17 protein-coding genes are annotated in these 19,375 nt (G+C 66.0%); 12 read left to right on the top strand and 5 right to left on the bottom strand.

The genetic code is table 11. The annotated features are described in order from the left end of the window. Window positions 1-1,182, bottom strand: coding sequence for an acyl-CoA dehydrogenase family protein (locus BES08_RS04975; RefSeq protein ID WP_008830326.1), 1,182 nt, complete (start codon window positions 1,180-1,182; stop codon window positions 1-3). Window positions 1,183-1,252: 70 nt separating this feature from the next. Then, entirely contained in the window at window positions 1,253-1,567 is a 315-nt protein-coding gene (locus tag BES08_RS04970) for a Rieske (2Fe-2S) protein (protein ID WP_008830325.1), read from the bottom strand. Between the two features lie 163 nt (window positions 1,568-1,730). On the opposite strand from BES08_RS04970, the gene BES08_RS04965 reads away from it, so the two are divergent. Beyond that, window positions 1,731-2,876 (top strand): acyl-CoA dehydrogenase family protein, encoded by a 1,146-nt coding sequence (locus tag BES08_RS04965; protein ID WP_008830324.1) that lies wholly within the window; start codon window positions 1,731-1,733, stop codon window positions 2,874-2,876. Then, window positions 2,876-3,793: an acyl-CoA dehydrogenase family protein gene (locus BES08_RS04960; protein WP_008830323.1), complete on the top strand. Its 918-nt coding sequence runs from the start codon at window positions 2,876-2,878 to the stop codon at window positions 3,791-3,793. Before BES08_RS04965 ends, BES08_RS04960 begins: the two co-directional genes overlap by 1 nt. Before the next feature lie 134 nt (window positions 3,794-3,927). Here the strand turns inward: BES08_RS04960 and BES08_RS04955 are convergent, their stop codons facing one another. Further along, the gene (locus BES08_RS04955; RefSeq protein ID WP_008830322.1) at window positions 3,928-5,016 is read right to left on the bottom strand and encodes a helix-turn-helix transcriptional regulator; all 1,089 of its coding nucleotides are present in this window, start codon (window positions 5,014-5,016) and stop codon (window positions 3,928-3,930) included. 105 nt (window positions 5,017-5,121) lie between these two features. Between BES08_RS04955 and cysD the strand changes: the two genes are divergently transcribed. The 10 genes from cysD to BES08_RS04905 all read left to right on the top strand — a co-directional run bounded on the left by cysD (window position 5,122) and on the right by BES08_RS04905 (window position 16,131). Beyond that, a complete protein-coding gene (cysD, locus tag BES08_RS04950; protein ID WP_008830321.1) occupies window positions 5,122-6,024 on the top strand; it encodes a sulfate adenylyltransferase subunit CysD in 903 nt (300 codons plus the stop codon). Further along, on the top strand, window positions 6,024-7,946 hold the full coding sequence (gene cysN / locus BES08_RS04945) for a sulfate adenylyltransferase subunit CysN (protein WP_008830320.1): 1,923 nt from the start codon (window positions 6,024-6,026) through the stop codon (window positions 7,944-7,946). Before cysD ends, cysN begins: the two co-directional genes overlap by 1 nt. Beyond that, window positions 7,946-8,683 (top strand): 3'(2'),5'-bisphosphate nucleotidase CysQ, encoded by a 738-nt coding sequence (locus BES08_RS04940; protein WP_008830319.1) that lies wholly within the window; start codon window positions 7,946-7,948, stop codon window positions 8,681-8,683. The genes cysN and BES08_RS04940 overlap by 1 nt, the downstream gene beginning before the upstream one ends. Window positions 8,684-8,988: 305 nt before the next feature. Continuing rightward, the gene (locus tag BES08_RS04935) at window positions 8,989-9,651 is read left to right on the top strand and encodes a TetR/AcrR family transcriptional regulator (RefSeq protein ID WP_008830318.1); all 663 of its coding nucleotides are present in this window, start codon (window positions 8,989-8,991) and stop codon (window positions 9,649-9,651) included. Window positions 9,652-9,906: 255 nt separating this feature from the next. Next, entirely contained in the window at window positions 9,907-10,890 is a 984-nt protein-coding gene (gene acuI / locus BES08_RS04930) for an acrylyl-CoA reductase (NADPH) (RefSeq protein WP_008830317.1), read from the top strand. 24 nt (window positions 10,891-10,914) lie between these two features. After that, window positions 10,915-12,618: a class I adenylate-forming enzyme family protein gene (locus tag BES08_RS04925; RefSeq protein ID WP_069707738.1), complete on the top strand. Its 1,704-nt coding sequence runs from the start codon at window positions 10,915-10,917 to the stop codon at window positions 12,616-12,618. Window positions 12,619-12,621: 3 nt separating this feature from the next. Then, entirely contained in the window at window positions 12,622-13,041 is a 420-nt protein-coding gene (locus BES08_RS04920) for a nuclear transport factor 2 family protein (RefSeq protein WP_008833373.1), read from the top strand. A 112-nt stretch (window positions 13,042-13,153) separates the two neighbouring features. Beyond that, window positions 13,154-13,891 carry an SDR family oxidoreductase gene (locus tag BES08_RS04915; protein WP_069707737.1) on the top strand — a complete coding sequence of 246 codons (738 nt, stop codon included), beginning with the start codon at window positions 13,154-13,156 and terminating at the stop codon, window positions 13,889-13,891. A gap of 32 nt (window positions 13,892-13,923) precedes the next feature. Beyond that, the gene (locus BES08_RS04910; protein ID WP_008833371.1) at window positions 13,924-15,405 is read left to right on the top strand and encodes an aldehyde dehydrogenase family protein; all 1,482 of its coding nucleotides are present in this window, start codon (window positions 13,924-13,926) and stop codon (window positions 15,403-15,405) included. Between the two features lie 6 nt (window positions 15,406-15,411). Next, complete coding sequence (locus BES08_RS04905) at window positions 15,412-16,131, top strand: TetR/AcrR family transcriptional regulator (RefSeq protein WP_008833370.1); 720 nt, start codon at window positions 15,412-15,414, stop codon at window positions 16,129-16,131. A 31-nt stretch (window positions 16,132-16,162) separates the two neighbouring features. Here the strand turns inward: BES08_RS04905 and BES08_RS04900 are convergent, their stop codons facing one another. Together BES08_RS04900 and BES08_RS04895 are read right to left on the bottom strand one after the other, a co-directional pair. Then, complete coding sequence (locus tag BES08_RS04900) at window positions 16,163-16,984, bottom strand: enoyl-CoA hydratase/isomerase family protein (RefSeq protein ID WP_008833369.1); 822 nt, start codon at window positions 16,982-16,984, stop codon at window positions 16,163-16,165. A 10-nt stretch (window positions 16,985-16,994) separates the two neighbouring features. Further along, on the bottom strand, window positions 16,995-19,181 hold the full coding sequence (locus BES08_RS04895) for an acyl-CoA dehydrogenase family protein (RefSeq protein WP_008833368.1): 2,187 nt from the start codon (window positions 19,179-19,181) through the stop codon (window positions 16,995-16,997). Window positions 19,182-19,375: the final 194 nt, after the last annotated feature.

Below are 19,375 nucleotides of genomic sequence, written 5' to 3'. Positions count from 1 at the left end.
TCAGGCCACCCAGGCTTTCGGCTCGCGCGGCATGTCGAGCATGCGCTCGGCGATGATATTACGCTGCACTTCCTCGCTGCCCCCGGCGATGGTCCAGGCGTAGGAGTTCATGAAGTCCGCCATCCAGTTGCCGGTATTGAGGTCGCCGAAGGTGATCGGCGCTACGTATTGCTCCGCGATGCCGCCAAGGCGCAGGCCCAGCTTCGCATAGGCCCTGAGCGCGCGGCTGTAGCTGTTCTTGATGATGGAGGCGTCGCCAATGCGCTCGATGCCCTTGATCCGGTTGTCCAGGAACTGGTCGGCGACGGCGCACACGGCGTCCACTTGCGTCACCAGTTCGCCGAAATCCCGCAGCACTCCGCGATCGTCCTCGTGTCCGTGCTCGCGGATCAGCGAGGCCACGCGCGACAGGGCGCCGCGCATGCGGTAGGACAACTCCATCAGCGTCAGCCCGCGCTCGGAAGCGAGCGTCGCCTGCGCCACGGCCCAGCCCTTGCCCTCATCGCCGACGCGCTCGGAGACGGGGATTTCCACATTGTCGAGGAAGATCTCGGCGAATTCCTCGTCGCCCTGGATCTGGTGGATCGGGCGGACAGAGACGCCGGGTGCCTTCATGTCCATCAGCAGGTACGTGATGCCCGCCTGCTTGGGGCCGTCCGAGGAGGTGCGCACCAGCAGCAGGCACCGTTGCGCGAACTGCGCCATCGTCGACCAGACCTTCTGGCCGTTGACGACGTAGACGTCGCCCTTGCGCTCCGCCCTGGTCTTGATGGCGGCGAGGTCTGATCCGGCGCCGGGCTCGGAGAAGCCCTGGCACCATGTCTCGCCCTCGAGGATGCGCGGGAGGTAGCGGTCCTGCTGCTCCCGGGTCGCACATTCGTGCAACGTTGCGAAGGCATGGTACGTCGAGACGAAGGAGAGCAGCAGGCGCGGACAGTCTGCCTTCGCCAGTTCCTCGTAGATCACTTTCTGCTCGGCCAGGCTGCGGCCGCCGCCGGGGAACGTGGCAGGCCAGTGCGGGATGGCGTAGCCTGCCGAAACCAGCCGCGTAAACCAGTCGCGCTGGGTGCGGACGAAGTCGTCCTGCGTGCGGCTCGCGTCGCGCCAGCCGGTCGGCGCCTCGGCGGCTAGGAAGGCGCGCACTTCGCGGCGCAGCGCTTCGAGATCGGGCGTATCGGTCATGGAGACCGTCCAAGCACGGGGCACGGCGGCGCGTCCATAAGGGGCGGTACGCGCGGGCGATATCGGGAGGTTAGACCGCCACCTCGATCACGTCGCCCTCGATCCGCACTTCATAAGTATCGATCGGCATCGAGGCGGGCGGGTTTATCGGCTTGCCGGTTTCCAGATCGAAACGCGCGCCGTGAACCGGGCAGGAAATCCACCCCGCGCGCACGCGGCCGCATTCAAGCGTTTCGTAGGCGTGGCTGCACAAGTTGCGCACCGCGTAGACCTGATCCCGCGCGCCGACGAGGAGCACGCTGATCCCGCCCACCTCGACCACTTTCTTGCCGCCCTGCGGAACTTCATCGAGTTTCGCCACCGCGACGAATGCCTTCTCGCTCACCCGTGTCCTTTCGTATCTCTTCGCTGCGTCCTTGCGGTACTCCGCAGGTGATTTCCAGCACAAGTGGTCGATGCGCAATCGCGCCAGCGATTCCGACGCCCCGGCGGTTGTGGGGCGAGGCTGCCTGTGCCTAACGAAAGGCTGAGAGGAGGGCGCCGCCCCGATGCAATTCGAATGGACCGCCGGGCAGGACGCCTTCCGGCACAAGATCCGCGACTTCCTACACGCCAACCTGCCTGCGGACTGGGAGAAGTTCTCGGAACACGGCCCTGCGTCCCCGGCGCTGACCGCCTTCGCGCGCGACTTCTGTGTCAAGCTGGCGGAAGCGGGCATCCTCTTCCCGCACTGGCCGGTCGAGATGGGCGGCGAGGGCCTCGGCCCGTGGGAACAGCAGATCCTCTCCGAAGAGATGTGGATCGCCGGCGAGCCGCGCGGCGGCCAGTACATGAACGTCAACTGGATCGGCCCGACGCTGGAGAAGTACGGCACGCCCGAGCAGAAGGCCCGCTACCTCGAGCCGATCACGCGCGGGGAATCGCTGTGGTGTCAGGGTTTTTCGGAACCTGACGCCGGGTCGGACCTAGCCTCGCTGCGGACGCGAGCCACGCTGACCGAAGGCAACTACGTCATCAGCGGCCAGAAGATCTGGACCAGCTATGCGGGCCTCGCCGACACCTGTTTCCTGCTGACGCGCACCAGCGACGACCGCAAGAAGGGCATCACCATCATTCTGGTGCCGATGGACACGCCCGGCATCACCGTGCGCCAGATTCCCTCGCTGATCGGCGAGGGCGACATCCATGAGGTCTTCTTCGACGACGTCACCGTGCCCGAAACCGCCCGCTTCGGCGAGGAAGGGCAGGCATGGGAGATCGTCGCCTATTCGCTGCGCAACGAGCGGCTCGGCATCCCGCGCTTCACGCTGGCGCGCGCGGCGCTCGATCGGGCGGTGGCGATGCTCAAGGAGCAGGGGCGCTTTGCGCGCGAACATGTGCGGATCGAGGCGGCGCGTTGTGCCGCACTGTGCGAGGCGGCGGGCACGGCGAACTACGCCGTCGTCCAGAAGCGCGTCGAGGGCCTCGCGATCGGTGCGGAGTCCAGTTCCGCGCGCTACGCCACCGTCATGGCCGAGCGGGCGGTGTGCGAATTCGTCGTCGAGTTCCTGCCCGAAGCGCTCGCGGGGGCCTCGCCGTATCTCAAGATGCACCACCAGCGCGGGATCGTCGCGGGCGTCGCGGCGGGGTCGGCGGAAATCCAGCTCAACATCATCGCCAGCGACGTGCTGGAACTGCCTCGGGAGCCGCGCTGATGCACTTGTCCCTCAACGAGGACCAGCGGCAGGTCCTCGACTTCATCGACAGCCTCGCGCGGCCTTACGCGGGCGTTCCGCTGCACGATGCCGGCCTCACGCTCGAAAGCGCGGAACTTGACGCGGCGCTGGTCGAGAACGGGTTTCTCGACGTGCTGATGGTCGAGGAACTCGGCCCCGTCACCGCCGCGCTGGTGGTGGAGAAGCTGGCGCGGCTGCCCTTTGCACTAGAGGCGGCGGCCTCGTCCTTCGTACGCCCGCTGATCGATCCGGACCTGCCGCGTCCGCTGTGTCTGGTCGAGGAGGGGCGCACGGCTGGTCCGGTGCGTTTCCTGCGGCCGGGGGCGAGCGTCGTGATCGTCGGGCCTTCGGGCGTGCGCAGCTTCAAGGCGGACGAGAGTGTGATCGCGGCGGCGCAGGAGGATGCGCTTTATGCCTATCCCGTGGCGTTCCTGACCGGTCTGCCGGATGCGATGACTGCGTATGAGGTCGATCCTGCCGAAGTGCTGCGTTCGTGGCGCGTGGGAAGCGCGGCCGAAGCCGCGGGCCTGCTGGGCGCGGCGCTGGCGTCTACGGTGACTTACGCGTCAGAGCGCAAGCAGTTCGGCCGCCCGCTGGCCACCTTTCAGGGCATGCGGCATCGTCTGGCCGAAGACCAGGTCATGACCAACTCGGTCTACTGGCTCGCCCTGCGTGCGGCCGGGACCGGCGATCCCGGCGACGCCGCGCTGGCCCTTCTGCATGCGCAGGAGGCGGCGAAGCGGGTGTGCTACGACTACCACCAGTTCCTTGGCGGCATGGGCATGACGCTGGAACATCCGCTGCACTTGTGGACCTATCGCCTCAAGCTGCTGACCGCCGAACTGGGCGGGCGCGGCGAGCAGGGGCTGGCGGCGGCGGAGGCGCTTTGGGGGTGAGGCTCGAAGGCCCACCCCGCCGCGACTAGGCGATAAATCGCCAAGTCTCGCTCCCCCCGCTTGCGGGAGGGGCGTCTCCGGCTAGATTCCCCCTCCCGCTTGCGGGAGGGGCTGGGGGTGGGCTCTTCCGCACTTCACCCCATCACCGCCACGCTGTCGCTGACCAGCCGCACCAGTTCCGCTTGCCCGCGCACGCCCAGCTTGGCGTAGAGGCGCTTGGAATAATTGCGCGCCGTTTCCAGCGTCAGGCCCATGTTTTCGGCCGCCTCGGCGATAGATTGCCCCTCGTTCAGCGCGATCGCCAGCTGCGCCTCGCGCGGGGGCAGGTCGAACAGGCGGGTGAGGCGCTCCACGCTCGCCGGCGTTCTTGCATTGGGCAGGCGGCACAGCGCCAGCATCGAGGGGCGCGGCATGTCGCTGGTGGCCGTCAGCAGCGCTTCCAGCCGAGGGTCCTCATGCAGCATCACTGCACGCGGCGGGGGCGGCGTCGACGAGGCGAACAGCACGGCTGCCCCGCCCAGTTCACGCTCCGCATGGACGCCGAGATCGCGCAGGCGCTCCCCCACGCGCGGCGTGTAGCCGAGATTCCCGCGCATCCATGCATCGAGGCGCGGGTCGATGGCCAATAGCCGCGCCTCGCGGTCGAACACCATCCATGCCGTAGCGCTGCGCGCCATGCCCTGCGCACTGACGCTGGCGCGGATGCGGTGGTGCTCCAGCGCGACATAGCTGCGCAGCGCGGCCTCCACGTAAGGCGCGAGCGAGGAGAGCAGGGCGCTGTCCGCCGCCTCGCAAGGTTTAGCGCGGGCGAGGATAAGCCATGCATCGGTCTCCGCGACACGCGGCAGGCGCACCACCCGCTCGTCGGCGATACCGAGGCGCGCCATCTTGGCCAGGCGGTCGGCCCGGAAGACGGGATCGTGGTCCACGAACTCGCCGACGCTGTAGACGCGGCCCGGGCGCAGTTGGTCGTAGTGCAGGCGCTCCAGCGCATGCATCTCGAACGGATCGAGTTCGCGCGCCTCGCTGCGCAAGTCGCGTCCGGCGTGGAAGTCGGTGATCTGGGCATGCGGGCCGTCGCCCTGCTTCATCACGATGCTGACGTACTCGGCATCGCTCCGGCGACGCAGGCGCTCGAGAAACTCGGCAAACTGCGCCTTGTCGCCAATCCCCGCTATCAGCGGCAGCAGCAAATCTGTCTCATCGTTGGATGTCAGAGCCATATCTCCCTCCCATATGGGAGGTTCTGCGATTTGTCATCCTTGCAAAGAGCGATTCGAGCCCAACAAGAGGGCGACCCTGCGAAGGCCAAAGGACCAGAGATCCTGATGAAGACCCTGACGCACCTCGACAGACTCGAGGCCGAAGCCATCCATATCATCCGCGAAGTCGTCGCCGAGGCCGAGAAGCCGGTGATGCTCTATTCCGTCGGCAAGGACAGCGCGGTGATGCTGCACCTTGCGCGCAAGGCGTTCTATCCCTCGCCGCCGCCGTTCCCGCTGCTCCATGTCGACACCACGTGGAAATTCAAGGCGATGTACGACCTGCGCGACAAGATGGCGCGCGACAGCGGTATGGAGCTGCTGGTCTACCAGAACCCGGAAGCGGCCGAGAAAGGCATCAATCCCTTCGACCACGGCGCGCTCCACACCGACATGTGGAAGACCGAAGGTCTGAAGCAGGCACTCGACAAGTACGGCTTCGATGCGGCTTTCGGCGGCGCCCGCCGTGACGAGGAGAAGAGCCGCGCCAAGGAGCGCATCTTCTCGTTCCGCACCTCCTCGCACGGCTGGGACCCGAAGAACCAGCGTCCGGAGCTGTGGAACCTCTACAACGCCCGCAAGGCGCGCGGGGAATCGATCCGCGTGTTCCCGATCTCCAACTGGACCGAGCTGGATATCTGGCAGTACATCCACCTCAACGACATCCCCATCGTCCCGCTCTATTTCGCGGACAAGCGCCCCACCGTGGAGCGCGACGGCATGCTGCTGATGGTCGATGACGACCGCTTCCCGCTCAAGGACGGCGAAGTGCCGGTAGAGCGCTCGATCCGCTTCCGCACGCTGGGCTGCTACCCGCTGACGGGTGCAGTGGAGAGCGAGGCGAAGACGCTGCCCGAGGTGATCCAGGAAACCCTCCTCACGACCACCAGCGAGCGACAGGGCCGCGCCATCGACAAGGACGCCGGCGGCGCCGGCATGGAAGTGAAGAAGCAGCAGGGGTACTTCTGATGGCCGATATCGACACCAAGGAAGCGGTCTACGTCACCGACAAGCTCATCGCCGAGGACATCGACGCCTACCTCGTCCAGCACGAGCACAAGACGATGCTGCGCTTCATCACCTGCGGCAGCGTCGACGACGGCAAGTCCACCCTGATCGGGCGCCTGCTCTACGATTCGAAGATGATCTTCGAGGACCAGCTCGACGCGCTCACCGCCGACTCCAAGAAGGTCGGCACGCAGGGGCAGGAGATCGACTTCGCGCTCCTCGTCGACGGCCTCGCCGCCGAGCGCGAGCAGGGCATCACCATCGACGTGGCCTACCGCTTCTTCAACACCGAGAAGCGTAAGTTCATCGTCGCCGACTGCCCCGGCCACGAACAGTACACCCGCAACATGGTGACGGGCGCCTCGACCGCCGACCTCGCGGTGATCCTGATCGATGCGCGCAAGGGCGTGCTGGTGCAGACGCGCCGCCATTCGTACTTGTGCCACCTGATCGGCATCAAGAACATTGTGCTGGCGGTGAACAAGATGGACCTCGTCGACTACGACCAGGCCGTGTTCGACGGCATCGTCAAGGACTACGCCGAGTTCGCCAGGTCGATCGGGATCGACAGCTTCACCGCGATGCCGATCTCCGGCTTCAAGGGCGACAACATCACCACGCCTTCGGCCAATACGCCCTGGTACAAGGGGCCGACGCTGGTGGAGCACCTCGAAACCGTCGAGGTTCTCTCCTCGGTCGATGCCGACAAGCCGTTCCGCCTGCCGGTGCAGTGGGTGAACCGTCCCAACCTCGACTTCCGCGGCTTCTCGGGCCTCATCGCCACCGGCAGCGTCAAGCCGGGCGACAAGATCCGCGTACTGCCCTCGGGCAAGACCAGCGCGATCACCCGCGTCGTTACCTATGACGGCGATCTCGACGAAGCCGTTGCCGGCCAGTCGGTTACGGTGTGTTTCGAAGATGAAATCGACTGCTCGCGCGGCTCGGTCATCTCGGTCGCCGACAATCCGCCGCAGACCGCCGACCAGTTCGAATCGACGATCGTGTGGCTGGCCGACGAGGCGCTGATCCCTGGCCGCGCCTATTGGCTCAAGCTGGGCACGCAGCAGGTCTCCGCGACCGTGGCCGAGCCCAAGTACACGGTCAACGTCAACACCATGGAGCACATGGCGGCCAAGACGCTGGACCTCAACGCCATCGGCGTGGCGGAACTGACCACCGACAAGCAGGTCGTCTTCGAGCCTTATGCCGAGAACCGCACGCTCGGCGGCTTCATTCTGATCGACAAGATGACCAACGCCACCGTCGCGGCGGGCATGCTCAACTTCTCGCTGCGCCGTTCGCAGAACGTCCACTGGCAGGCCGTCGACATCGACCGCAAGCAGCATGCGGGGCTCAAGAACCAGAAGCCCGCCGTGCTGTGGTTCACCGGTCTTTCGGGTTCGGGCAAGTCCACGATCGCCAACATGGTCGAGAAGAAGCTGCACCGGATGAACCGGCACACCTTCCTGCTCGACGGGGACAACGTGCGCCACGGTCTGAACAAGGATCTGGGCTTCACCGAGGCCGACCGCATCGAGAACATCCGCCGCGTGGGCGAAGTCTCGAAGCTGATGACCGACGCAGGGCTGATCGTCATCACCGCGTTCATCTCGCCGTTCCAGGCGGACCGCGAGATGGTGCGCGCGATGCTGCCCGAGGGTGAATTCATCGAGGTGTTCATCGACACCCCGCTGAAGGTTGCCGAGGCGCGCGACGTCAAGGGCCTCTACAAGAAGGCGCGTTCCGGTGAGCTGAAGAACTTCACCGGCATCGACAGTCCCTACGAAGCGCCGCGCAATCCCGAGGTGCGGATCGACACGACGGTCATCTCGCCCGAGGAAGCGGCCGAACTCATCGTCAACACCCTGCTGGGAGACGCCTGATGTCCTATACCGACGGCGATCTCGCGGCGAAGCTGGCGGACGAAGCGGGCAAGATCCTCCTCAGCGTGCGTGGCTCCGGCCTGTTCGGCGGGAAAGCACTGGGCAAGGCGGGCGACCAGACCGCCAACCAGTTCCTCTGCCACGCCCTGCGTGAGCAGCGTCCCGAGGACGGCCTGCTCTCCGAGGAGGAGAAGGACAACGCCGAGCGCCTGGCCATGAGCCGCGTATGGATCGTGGACCCCGTGGACGGCACCCGCGAATACGGCGAGGAGCGCGCCGACTGGGCGGTCCATGTCGGCCTTGCGGTGGACGGCGTGCCGGTGCTGGGCGCAGTGGCGCTGCCGGGCGCCGACCTCGTGCTGCGTTCGGACCAGCCGGGCGAGGTTCCGCCCGCGCCGGAAAAGCTGCGCATGGTCGTGAGCCGCACCCGGCCCGCGAAAGAGGCTACCAGCGTGGCGGAGACGATCGGTGCCGAACTGGTGCCGATGGGTTCGGCCGGGGCCAAGGCAATGGCTATCCTGCTCGGGCAGGCGGACATCTACCTGCACTCGGGCGGGCAGTACGAGTGGGACAGCTGCGCGCCTGCGGCTGTCGCCCTCGGCTGGGGGCTGCATGTCTCGCGGATCGACGGTTCGCCTTTGGTCTACAACCGCGAGGACGTCTACATGCCCGACCTGCTGATCTGCCGGAAGGAACACGCTGACATGGTGCTGCGCGAGGTCGCGGCGTTGGTTTGAGCGCGGCCCCTTCATTCGCCCACTGCGTCGTCATCCCAGCGAAAGCTGGGACCGTTGTGGCCATCATGCAAGCCTGCGTGAGGCCGCAGCGTCATTCGCCGAAGCCTCGGCGCAAGCTTTCGTCAGGCCGCCAGCGGTCCCAGCCTTAGCCGGGATGACGGGCGGTCTGACGCAAGAACTGCATTCGCGGCACAACGCCCCCACGGCATTTTGCTATCGATTGTGTATCACATCCCGGTCAACATTGCTGTTCAGTGACGCCCCCGCTATAGCCGCCCCCTTTTTACGGGTAATCGGGGGCAGACATGGAAGCGAGGACCAGGCGCAGGGTCAGAGACCCGATCGCGACGCGCGAGACGATCCTCGAGGCGGCCAGCAACCTGCTGGCAAAGGACGGGCTTGAGGGGGTCAGCCTTTCTGCGGTGGCGCATCTGGCGGCCGTCAACCGGGGCACTGCCTACCAGCACTTCGAAACGCGTGAGAAGCTGATCGAGGCGACGATTCAGTGGGTCTCCGACAAGCTGTTCCGCGCCGTGTTCGGCGATCCCGAGACGATCGGCGATCGCCGCGTCGAGGAAGTTGACACCGCCGCGCTCACCGACCGCCTGTGCGATTTCGCCATGGAGAACCCGGAAATCTGCCGCGTCTGGCTGCAGCAGGTGCTGGCCTCGCCCGACCCCAGCCAGGACCCGTTCTGGCGCGAGTATGCGGGATCGCTGCAGCGCTTTGCCGATACCAAGCTGGCGATGCCGGGGATTGATGCCGAGGTGTTCTCGGTGATGAACCTTGCCGGCGTGTTCTTCTGGCCGATCTTCGCGCGCGCCCATGCCGCGAACGAGGAGGAGCGCAATGCCCTCACCAAGCGCTTCAGCCATGAGATTCTGCGCCTCTCGATGTACGGCTCGATGAACGCCTCGCGCTTTCCCGAAGTGGCGGCGCGGCTGGCGGCGGAGGATGGGGCTGCGTAGTCTCGCGTTCGAGGTTTGCGCGAGGGGGCTTCGACTGGCCGTGCCTGACCCTTCGACAAGCTCAGGGTGAGCGGAGGTAACGTAAACCTCTCAATTCCCGCTCAGGCTGAGCTTGTCGAAGCCCCCCTCGGCGAGCCACTTCCATTTCGCCTCCGCGATGCCATGTCCCGCCGGCATTGACGCATGGGGTCCGAACCCGTCAGCACGGCAGGCGAGTTCGACCCCGTATCGGGCCGAAGAGGGAGTTCGCCAGAGATGTTTTCCGCCATCGTCATCGACAAGACCGAACAGGGCCAGACCGTCGGCCTCCAGCAGCTGGACGAAAGCGCGCTGCCTGAAGGCGACGTGACCATCGACGTCGCCTTCTCAACGCTCAACTTCAAGGACGGCCTCGCGATCACCGGCGCCTCGCCGGTCGTGCGCAAGTTCCCGATGGTGCCCGGCATCGACCTCGTCGGCACCGTGACCGAGAGCAGCCATGGCGACTGGAAGGCGGGCGACACCGTCGTCCTCAACGGCTGGGGCGTGGGCGAAGTCCACTGGGGCGGTCTCGCACAAAAGGCGCGGCTCAAGGGCGACTGGCTGGTGCCGCTGCCTTCGGCCTTCACCCCGGCACAGGCCATGGCGATCGGTACGGCGGGCTACACCGCTGCCCTGTGCGTCGATGCGCTCGTCGATTTCGGCGTAACCCCGGATCAGGGCGAGGTGCTCGTCACCGGCGCCACCGGCGGCGTCGGCTCGGTCGCCATCGCGATCCTCAAGAAGCTCGGTTATTCGGTCGCCGCGCTGACCGGCAAGCCGGGCGAGGCGGACTATCTCAAGGCGCTCGGCGCCGAAACCATCATCGACCGCGCCGAACTGGCCGAGAAGGGCAAGCCGCTGCAGAAAGAGCGCTGGGCTGGCGTCGTCGATACGGCGGGCAGTTTCACCCTTGCGAATGCTTGCGCGCAGACGAAGTACGGCGGCGCGGTGGCGGCCTGCGGTCTGGCACAGGGCGCGGACCTGCCCGCGACCGTGATGCCCTTCATCCTGCGCGGCGTGGCACTGCTCGGCATCGACAGCGTCATGGCGCCGAAGGCCAAGCGCCTTAAGGCATGGGACCGTCTGGCGAAGGATCTCGATCCCGCCTCGCTCGACACCATCGGCCAGACCATCGCCCTTGGTGATGCGGTGGAGGCCGCGAAGAAGTTCATGTCGGGCGAGGTCAAGGGCCGCTTCATCGTCGACGTGAACGCCTGACGTCAGCAGAGCGAAGAGGACGGCATGACGGCTTCGGTCAAGGTGGTGGACGGCCTTTCGGTCGTCCACGGCATTCCTCTCGGCGAGGAGCAGGGCATCGGCGCGCTGACGCTGGGCGGCTACGTGCGTGAGGTCACCGCGCGCTACGGCCCGCGCGAGGCTGCGGTGATCCACCTTGGCGGGGAGGTCGTGCGCTGGACCTACGACGATCTCTACGCCCGCTCGCTGGAAGTGGCGAAGTCGCTGCTGGCGCTCGGCACCGGCAAGGGCACGCGCGTGGGCGTGCTGATGACCAACCGCCCCGAATTCCTCGCCGCCGTGTTCGGTGCGGCGCTGGCCGGGTGCGTGGCGACGCCGATCAGCACGTTCTTCACGCCCTCCGAGCTGGAAGTGGTGCTCAAGGCCTCGGGCGTGTCGGTGCTGCTGCTCGAGCGCTCGGTGCTGAAGAAGGACTTCGCCGAAATGCTGGCCGGGCTGGAGCCAGAGGTCATGACCGCCAAGCCCGGCGCGCTGGCCTCGCGCACGTTCCCGTTCCTGCGCTATGCGGCGATGGTCGACAGTGACGAGCCGCTGGGCATGATCGAGGGGCCGGGCGCCTTCCTCGCGCGCGGCCGCGATGTGGCCGAAGACCTGGTTCTCGCCGCCGCAGATGCGGTCTCACCCGCCGATCCCGGCATCCTGCTGTTCTCCTCGGGCTCGACCGGCAAGGCCAAGGGCATCCTCAGCGCGCATCGCGCGGTGTGCCTGCAACTCTGGCGCTGGCCGCAGTGGTATGCGATTTCCGATGATCTTCCCGCCCGCACGTGGTCGGCGAACGGCTTCTTCTGGTCGGGCAACTTCACGATGGCGCTGGGCGGTACGCTTTCGCGCGGAGGGACGCTGGTGCTGCAGCGCTGGTTCGATGCCGCCGAGGCGCTGGAGCTTATGGACGCCGAGCGCGCCAACATGGCGCTCGCCTGGCCGCATCAGTGGGCTCAGCTGGAGGCTGCACCGAATTACCTCGACGTCGATCTGGCCTCTCTTGTTTACGTCTGCAGGAACCAGCCGATCTCGCGCCAGCCCACGGTCAACAGCACATGGGTCGAGCCCGGGCAGGCTTACGGCAATACCGAGACGTTCACACTGATCTCGGTCTTCCGTTCAGGCACGCCCGAGGCGATCGCGGGCAAGTCCCACGGCATTCCGACGGCCGGTTCCACGATCAAGATCGTCGACCCGATGACTGGCGCTACGATGCCGCTGGGCGAGCGCGGGGAGATCGCGGTCAAGGGACCGACGCTGATGCTGGGCTACCTCGGCATCCCGCTCGATGAATCGCTCGACGGCGACGGTTTCCTGCGCACCGCCGATGGCGGCTACGTGGACGGCGAAGGCCGCCTGTTCTGGGAAGGCCGCCTCAACGACATCATCAAGACCGGCGGCGCCAATGTCTCGCCGCTCGAAATCGACGAGGTCATCCGCGCGCACCCCGAAGTCAAGGTCTCGCAGACGGTGGGCGTGCCTGATGAACTGCTCGGCGAACTCGTCGTCTCCTGCATCGTCCCGGTCGAGGGCACCAGCCCCAGCGCAGAGGCGATCCGCGACTTCGCCAAGGAAAAGCTGGCTAGCTACAAGCTGCCGCGCCGCATTCTCTTCGTGGCCGAGGGCGAACTCGAAACTACCGGCAGTGCCAAGATCAAGACCGCCGAGCTGCGCAAGCTGGCGGCGGAGCGGCTGGCAGAGGTCTGAGCGATGGCGGCTCCCGATTTTGCCGACTGGCTCGCCATCTGCAACCTCAAGGCGGCGTATTGCCGCATGCTCGACACCAAGGACTGGGAGGGCTGGAAGCAGCTTTTCACCGAGGATTGCGTGCTCGATACGCGGCCTAGCGGGGGCTCCCGGGAAGAGGGGCGCGAGCGTATCTGCACGATCGTCAGTACGGCGTTGGCGAACGCGAAGACCGCGCACCACGTCCACTCTCCCCAGATCGATATCGATGGCGACCGCGCCCAGGTGGTCTGGGCAATGCAGGACCGGGTCGTCAAGGATGACTTCGCGCTAACCGGCTACGGTCACTATCACGAGACCTGCGTGCGCACGGTCGAGGGTTGGAAGATCGCCGGGCAGGTGCTGACGCGCCTGATCCTCGAGGTCGAGAGTCCGGCGCCCTGAGGTCATCGCCGGGGCGCGTCGCGCGGCAATAGGCGGCGCTCACGTGACCCGCTATGGTGCCATTCGAAGCAGCCGACCCACATGCAGCGGGCGGCGAGGGAGCGGAGGAAGCGTGGGCAAGACCATCGTTATCACAGGTGCCGGATCGGGTCTCGGCAAGGCTCTGGCACGGCGTTTTGCAAGCGAGGGCGAAACGGTGATCCTGCTCGGGCGTACCTTGTCGAAGGTGCAGGCGCTGGCGGACGAGCTGGGTGCGCCCGCGCTCGCAGTGGCATGCGACGTGGCCGATGCCGGTTCGGTCCGCGCGGCTTTCGCGCAGATCGCCGAGGCCCATCCGAAGATCGACGTGCTGATCAACAATGCCGGTATCTACGAACCCTTCACCGTGGCGGAAGCCACGGACGAGCAGATCGACGGCATCCTGAATACCAACCTGAGGGGGCCGATCTATTGCTGCCGCGCGGCGATCCCGATGCTGGAAAGCGGCGGCCTCATCATCAACGTCGGCAGCGAGTCCGTAGCGGTTCCGTTCGTGATGCTCTCGCTCTACCAGTCGAGCAAGGCGGGGCTGGAAATGTTCACTACCGCTCTGGAGGCGGAACTGGAGGAGAGCGGCATCCGCGTCGCCCTGCTACGCGCCGGGCCGATGTACGATGGAGACAAGTCCTCTCCGAACTGGGACCGCGATGCGGCGATGCGCTTCCATATGGGCTGCGCGAAGAACGGGCTGGACCTGCGCGAGCGCCCGGTTTCGCACTCGGCCTCGCCGACCGGCATTTTCCGCGCGGTGATCGACCTGCCGGCGGACGTGCGCGTCAGCCACGTCTCGATCGGCGCGCGCAAGATCTGATCTCGAACACTCTTTTCGGCAAGGACAAGACAATGACCACTCTTCCCGACGCCCGGCTCTATATCGACGGCAAGCTGCGCGATGCTACCGGCGGCGTGACTTTCGACGTTATCAGCCCCTGGACCGGCGAGCCGGTCGGCAAGGCCGCCGACGCCACCGCCGCCGACGTGGACGAGGCGATCGCCGCCGCCCGTCGCGCCTTCGACGAGACCGACTGGGCCACGAACGTCGAAAAGCGCGTCGCCTTGGTCAAAAAGTACCGCGAACTGTTCGAGCGCGAACGTCCGCGCCTGGCGCAGTTGGCGATCCACGAGGCGGGCGCTGCGCAGGGTGCGGTCGGCCGCGCTCACGTCGGGATGGCGATCGACGGCTGGGACGATTACATGGCCGTGTTCAACAAGCTCGAATGGGAGAAGGACTACGGCGAGAAGCAGGCCGCAGGCATCATTCACAAGCGCCTCGGCGTGCGCGAGGCAGTCGGTGTGGTCGGTGCGATCACGCCGTGGAACGTGCCGCTCTACGTCAATATCGGCAAGGTCGTCGCGGCGCTGCTGGCAGGCTGTACGGTAATTCTCAAGCCCGCGCCCGACACCCCGGGCATGGGCGCGATCTTCGGGGAACTGGCGGTCGAGGCAGGCTTTCCGGACGGCGTCATCAATGTCGTGTTCGGCGCCGACCCGGCGCTGGCCGGCGAGATGCTGGTCACCGACCCGCGCGTAGACCTGATCTCGTTCACGGGCTCCACCGGTGTCGGCAAGCGCATCATGGAGCAGGGAGCCGGAACGCTGAAGCGCGTGTTCCTCGAACTCGGTGGCAAGTCGGCCAAGATCGTGCTCGACGATGCGCCGAGCTTTGCGATGGACGTGGCGAGGACCATGCTGGTCTTCCACGCCGGGCAGGGCTGCGCGGTCCACTCGCGCCTGCTGGTGCCTCGCAGCCGCTATGAGGAGGCCAAGGCCGTGCTGAAGGGTGCCTATGGCAACTTTGGCGACAACTGGGGCGATGTGGAGAATCCGGCGCACATCATGGGCCCGGTCGTCTCGAAGCGGCAGATGGAGCGGGTGAAGAGCTACATCGACCTCGGCCAGCAGGAAGGCGCGACTTTGCTCGCGGGCGGCAACATCCGCCCTGACAAGGGGGGCGGCTATTTCGTGGAGCCGACGTGCTTCGTGGACGTTACCAACGATATGCGCATCGCCCAGGAAGAGATATTCGGCCCCGTCCTAGTCGTCATTCCCTACGAGGATGACGAGGACGCCATCCGCATCGCCAACGAAAGCTCTTACGGACTTTCGGGCGGCGTATCGGGCAGCCACGACCGGGCGATCAATATCGCCCGCAAGGTCCGCACCGGCTCGATGAGCGTGAACAACGGCATGTGCATCGCCGGCGACATTCCCTTCGGCGGCTTCAAGGCCAGTGGCATGGGCCGCGAATGGGGCCTTGAAGGCATCGAGGAATTCACCGACGTCAAGATGCTTGCCTGGCCGGTCGGCCAGGTGGAAGCCGCCTGAGGCGCGATGCCGGGGGAGGAGGCTGAGACCGACTACTTCGCGGGCCTGCAGCCAACCCTGGCGGCTGCGGTGACCACGGCCTGCGCGGTGGTCAGTCACAATCTCAACGGGCAGCGCCTCGGCCGCAAGGGCAGGGTGACGCGTGAGCGCATCCTCGCCGCTGCGATCGAACTGATCGAGGACTCGGAGGAACCGGTGACGCTCGGCCGCGTGGCGCGGCACGCGTCACTGGGGATGACTTCGGTGTACAACTACTTCACCGACATGACCGGACTGCTGTTGGCGGTGCTCGCCCCGGTCATGGCGACGGCGGAGGACGATTACCTCTCGCTGGCGCGTGAGCCCTGGCCTGACGAGGAACTCTACGCTCGTTGCTACGGGTTCGTGCGGGCGTACCACGGATTCTGGGCGCGGCACTCGCGGTTGCTGCACTTGCGCAACGCGCTTGCGGACCAGCAGGACGCGCGCATGATGGCGCACCGCATCCGCTCAAGCCGCCCGATCATCGCGCTGCTAGTGAAGCAGATGGGCGATGAGCCGATCGGGCTTGGACCCCATACCTCGATGGCGACGATGGTGATGATCGGGATCGAGCGCTCGGTGACGCTGGTGACGGACAAGGAATTGCGCAAACTGGTCGGCATCGAGCCGGAACTGAGCGAAGATCGCTATCTGGTGCCCGGAGCAAGGCTGATGGAATTCGCGATCAGCGACGCGAGGCAGTAAATCCTCCCCCTTCGGGGGAGGAATTCGCGTCTCACTTCGCCTTGCCGCCTACGCCCTTCAGGTAGGCTTCCATGCCCTTGATGTAGTCCGGGTTCAGCATCAGGCCGCTGTTGCCCATGCGCTCGACCTGCCGCGCGGAATCGCGGCCCAGTTCGGCGCAAAGCTCGATCGCCACCTTGGCTGCGCCCATCTGCTCGCCGTTCTGCTTCGCGAGGTGGCGGCAGAAGTCCATCACCTCGGCTTCGAACGTGTCATCCTCGTAGACCTGGTGGACCAAGCCCATGGTGAACGCCATGTCGGCGCTGGCGGGCTTGTTGGCCATGATGAGCCAACGGGCCCAGTGCGGTCCACAAATCCGCGTCAACCGCGAGACGCCGCCAGAGGCCGGCAGCACCCCGAACAACCCTTCCGGGAAGGCATAGGCCGCGCTTTTCGCCGCGAGGCGGAAGTCGCACGAAAGGCTCATCTCCAGTCCTCCGCCTACGCACATCGCGTGGTGCGCGGCGACGATGGGTTTCTCGACATGCTCAATCTCGTCCCAGAGCTGCTGCATGTTGTTGAGGTTGAGACGATGGTTTTCGCGGATCTTGCTGGCGGAATCGGCCGCGACATTCGCCTCGGAGACGATGTTGCGATTGCCGCCGCGAAGGTCCGCGCCCGAACTGAAGTAACGCCCGGCCGAGCGGATCAGCATGACCTTGAGGTCAGCCCGCTCTCGCAGCCGCAGCACGGCTTCGGTCAGGAGGTCCATCATCTCGCGGCTGATGGCGTTGAGCTTGTCGGGCCGGTTGAGCGTGGCGACGAGAATGCCGTCCGTCTCCTCGGTCAGCAGGTGCGGGGCTTCTTCGGTCATTGTGGTCTCCTCATCCCCGGGTACGCGGCAGACCAAGCCCGCGTTCGGCGACCATGGAGCGATGCACTTCGCTGGAGCCGCCATAGATCGTCGAGCCCGCCGCATGGCGATAGCACTGGTTGAGCAGCGCGACTGCCCCCTCGCGTTTCGAGAGCGAGAGCGGCGCTGTCAGGTCCAGGAGGTCGCGGCTGTCGCTGAGGAACTTCTCGGAGGAGTACATCTTCGCCATCGGCCCGAAGGCGTGATTGGGCTTCTTTTCGATGCTGGACCACTGCGCGCGGTACGTCAGCATGTCCGAGACCCACAAGTGCGCGACGGCGCGCGCCAGACGGCACTGGGTGCGCACTTCGCCGTCGATGCCCAGTTCCCGCGTCACTTCCTCGGCGGCCTCGATCATGGCCTTCATGACCTTGGAGAAGCCGCCGCCGTGCTCCAGTTCCAGCGCGGCGCTCATCGTCCTGGTGCCGCCATCAATCTCGCCCAGACGCCAGGAATCGGGGATCACCACGCCGTCGTAGAAGGTGATATTGGTACGCTCGTCCTGGAAGGTGTGGACGGCCTGCACGGTCACGCCCTCGGTCTTGAGGGGGACGATGAACATCGTCAGGCCCTTGTGCTTGGGGACGTCGGGGTTGGTGCGCGTGAGCATCAGGACGTAGCTCGAAAGGTTGGCGCCGCTGGTCCACATCTTGGTGCCGTCGATCCGCCACGAGCCGTCCTCGAGCTGCGTTGCCTTGCACTGTGCGGCGAAGACGTCCGAGCCACACGAAGGCTCCGAATAGCCTAGCGAACACAGCACGTCACCGCCGACGATCCGGGGCAGCACTTCGGCCTTGAGTTCGTCCGAGCCGTACTTGTCGATCATCATCGCCACCATGGCCGCGACATTGGCGCCTGGGGTGTTGTAGCCCTGCCGCTCCATTTCGCCCATCGCCGCGATGCGCGCATAAGGGGTGATGTTGCGACCGGACAGGTGCTCGGGGAGGCCGGGGAACAGCAGGCTGTGCTCGGCCAGCATCTTGTGGACTTCGGGGACGTAGCCTTCCCAGGAATAGTGGAACTTCGCCTTCTGTTCGGGCGTGACCTTGGTGGCGAACAGTTCGGCGATTTCCGCGCAGACCTGGCGGGCTTCGTCTCCGAGGTCGAAGTCGAGCGGCACTTCGCCCGAAGCGGGCAAGGCGACCGTCTCGCCTGCGTAGAGGCGGCGTCCGGCCTCTTCCAGAGCAAGCGCGGGGTCACCTGCGACCAGCGGCCATGCCTTGGCGCGCAGGTTGTAGAGATGGACGTCGTATTCGTTCGACAGCCCGTAGCCGCCGAAGGTGTGCAACCCCTGCGCAACGGACCGTGCTGCAGCATCGCAGGCGTACCAGTAGGCCAGCGAGATCGTCGCGGCGGCTTCGTCCGAATTGTCGTAGATGTCCCGGATCGCCTTCCAGGCAAGGAACTTGGCGCCATCGACATCGCACAGCAGGTCGGCGAGAGGGTGCGAGATGCCCTGGAATGTGCCGATCAGCTGGCCGAACGCCTTGCGCTCACCCGCGTAGGCAGCGGCCATCTGGAGTGCCTGCCGCCCGATGCCGGAAAGCGCGACCGCCATGTAGAGCTTCCACTCCTCCAGCGCTGCGGCGAACAGCGCCAGTGCATCTTCCCCGGAGCCGAGCACGATCGCTTCGCCCGCGGCAAGGTCCATCTGTGCAACGGGCGTAGTGGCGAGGTTGGGTTCGGTTTTGCCATCGACGCCGGTGACCAGCACCACATCCGACCCACGGCGCGCGATGATCGCCTTGGCCACCGATCCGCCCGCAATCCACTGCCTCGATTGCAGCGAAGTATCTTGCATGGCGATGGTCACCACGGCCTCACCGCTGATCGCGGCCTCGAGTAATTCGTCCTGTCCGCCGAGTTGGCCGAGCAGGCGCACCGCCACCAGCGCCTCGGCCAGCGGTCCGGAGACGAGCGTGCGCCCGGCCTCCTCCATCAGCAGCGCCGTGTCGAACAGGCCTAGATCCATGCCGCCCGCATCCTCGGGCACCCGCATCGCGAAGGCGCCGAGTTCGGCGAGGCCGCTCCACAGAGCGGCGTCGAAGCCGTCGGTCTCCTGGGCCTTGCGGACGCGTGACGTGCTGGAATGCTCATCGAGAAAGCGCGCGAAGGTATCGCGCATCATTTCCTGTTCGTCGGTGAGATCGAAGTTCATGGCAGGCTTTCCCGGAGCTTATCGTTTTGCTTCACCATCGTCCTGAACACAGGTTGGAAGGGTGTTCAATCCGGCCTCGGCGGCAATCGCAGGCACGATGGGGCGGGCGGTAAAGAGCGGGGTTCGACAAGCTAGGCCCGAGCCGATTGGAAGGGCGTATGCGTTGTTTCCGCTCAGGCTGAGCTTGACGAAGC

Source organism: Novosphingobium resinovorum (assembly GCF_001742225.1).
GTDB classification, from domain to species: Bacteria; Pseudomonadota; Alphaproteobacteria; order Sphingomonadales; family Sphingomonadaceae; genus Novosphingobium; species Novosphingobium resinovorum_A.
This window is presented reverse-complemented; position numbering and strand designations above follow the sequence as displayed.

Bases quoted from the DNA above. Each gene is read 5' to 3' on its own strand.
- BES08_RS04975 (WP_008830326.1), bottom strand. From the start codon at position 1,182: ATGACCGATACGCCCGATCTCGAAGCGCTGCGCCGCGAAGTGCGCGCC.
- BES08_RS04965 (WP_008830324.1), top strand. From the start codon at position 1,731: ATGCAATTCGAATGGACCGCCGGGCAGGACGCCTTCCGGCACAAGATC.
- BES08_RS04960 (WP_008830323.1), top strand. From the start codon at position 2,876: ATGCACTTGTCCCTCAACGAGGACCAGCGGCAGGTCCTCGACTTCATC.
- BES08_RS04955 (WP_008830322.1), bottom strand. From the start codon at position 5,016: ATGGCTCTGACATCCAACGATGAGACAGATTTGCTGCTGCCGCTGATA.
- cysD (WP_008830321.1), top strand. From the start codon at position 5,122: ATGAAGACCCTGACGCACCTCGACAGACTCGAGGCCGAAGCCATCCAT.
- cysN (WP_008830320.1), top strand. From the start codon at position 6,024: ATGGCCGATATCGACACCAAGGAAGCGGTCTACGTCACCGACAAGCTC.
- BES08_RS04940 (WP_008830319.1), top strand. From the start codon at position 7,946: ATGTCCTATACCGACGGCGATCTCGCGGCGAAGCTGGCGGACGAAGCG.
- BES08_RS04935 (WP_008830318.1), top strand. From the start codon at position 8,989: ATGGAAGCGAGGACCAGGCGCAGGGTCAGAGACCCGATCGCGACGCGC.
- acuI (WP_008830317.1), top strand. From the start codon at position 9,907: ATGTTTTCCGCCATCGTCATCGACAAGACCGAACAGGGCCAGACCGTC.
- BES08_RS04925 (WP_069707738.1), top strand. From the start codon at position 10,915: ATGACGGCTTCGGTCAAGGTGGTGGACGGCCTTTCGGTCGTCCACGGC.
- BES08_RS04920 (WP_008833373.1), top strand. From the start codon at position 12,622: ATGGCGGCTCCCGATTTTGCCGACTGGCTCGCCATCTGCAACCTCAAG.
- BES08_RS04910 (WP_008833371.1), top strand. From the start codon at position 13,924: ATGACCACTCTTCCCGACGCCCGGCTCTATATCGACGGCAAGCTGCGC.
- BES08_RS04905 (WP_008833370.1), top strand. From the start codon at position 15,412: ATGCCGGGGGAGGAGGCTGAGACCGACTACTTCGCGGGCCTGCAGCCA.
- BES08_RS04900 (WP_008833369.1), bottom strand. From the start codon at position 16,984: ATGACCGAAGAAGCCCCGCACCTGCTGACCGAGGAGACGGACGGCATT.
- BES08_RS04895 (WP_008833368.1), bottom strand. From the start codon at position 19,181: ATGAACTTCGATCTCACCGACGAACAGGAAATGATGCGCGATACCTTC.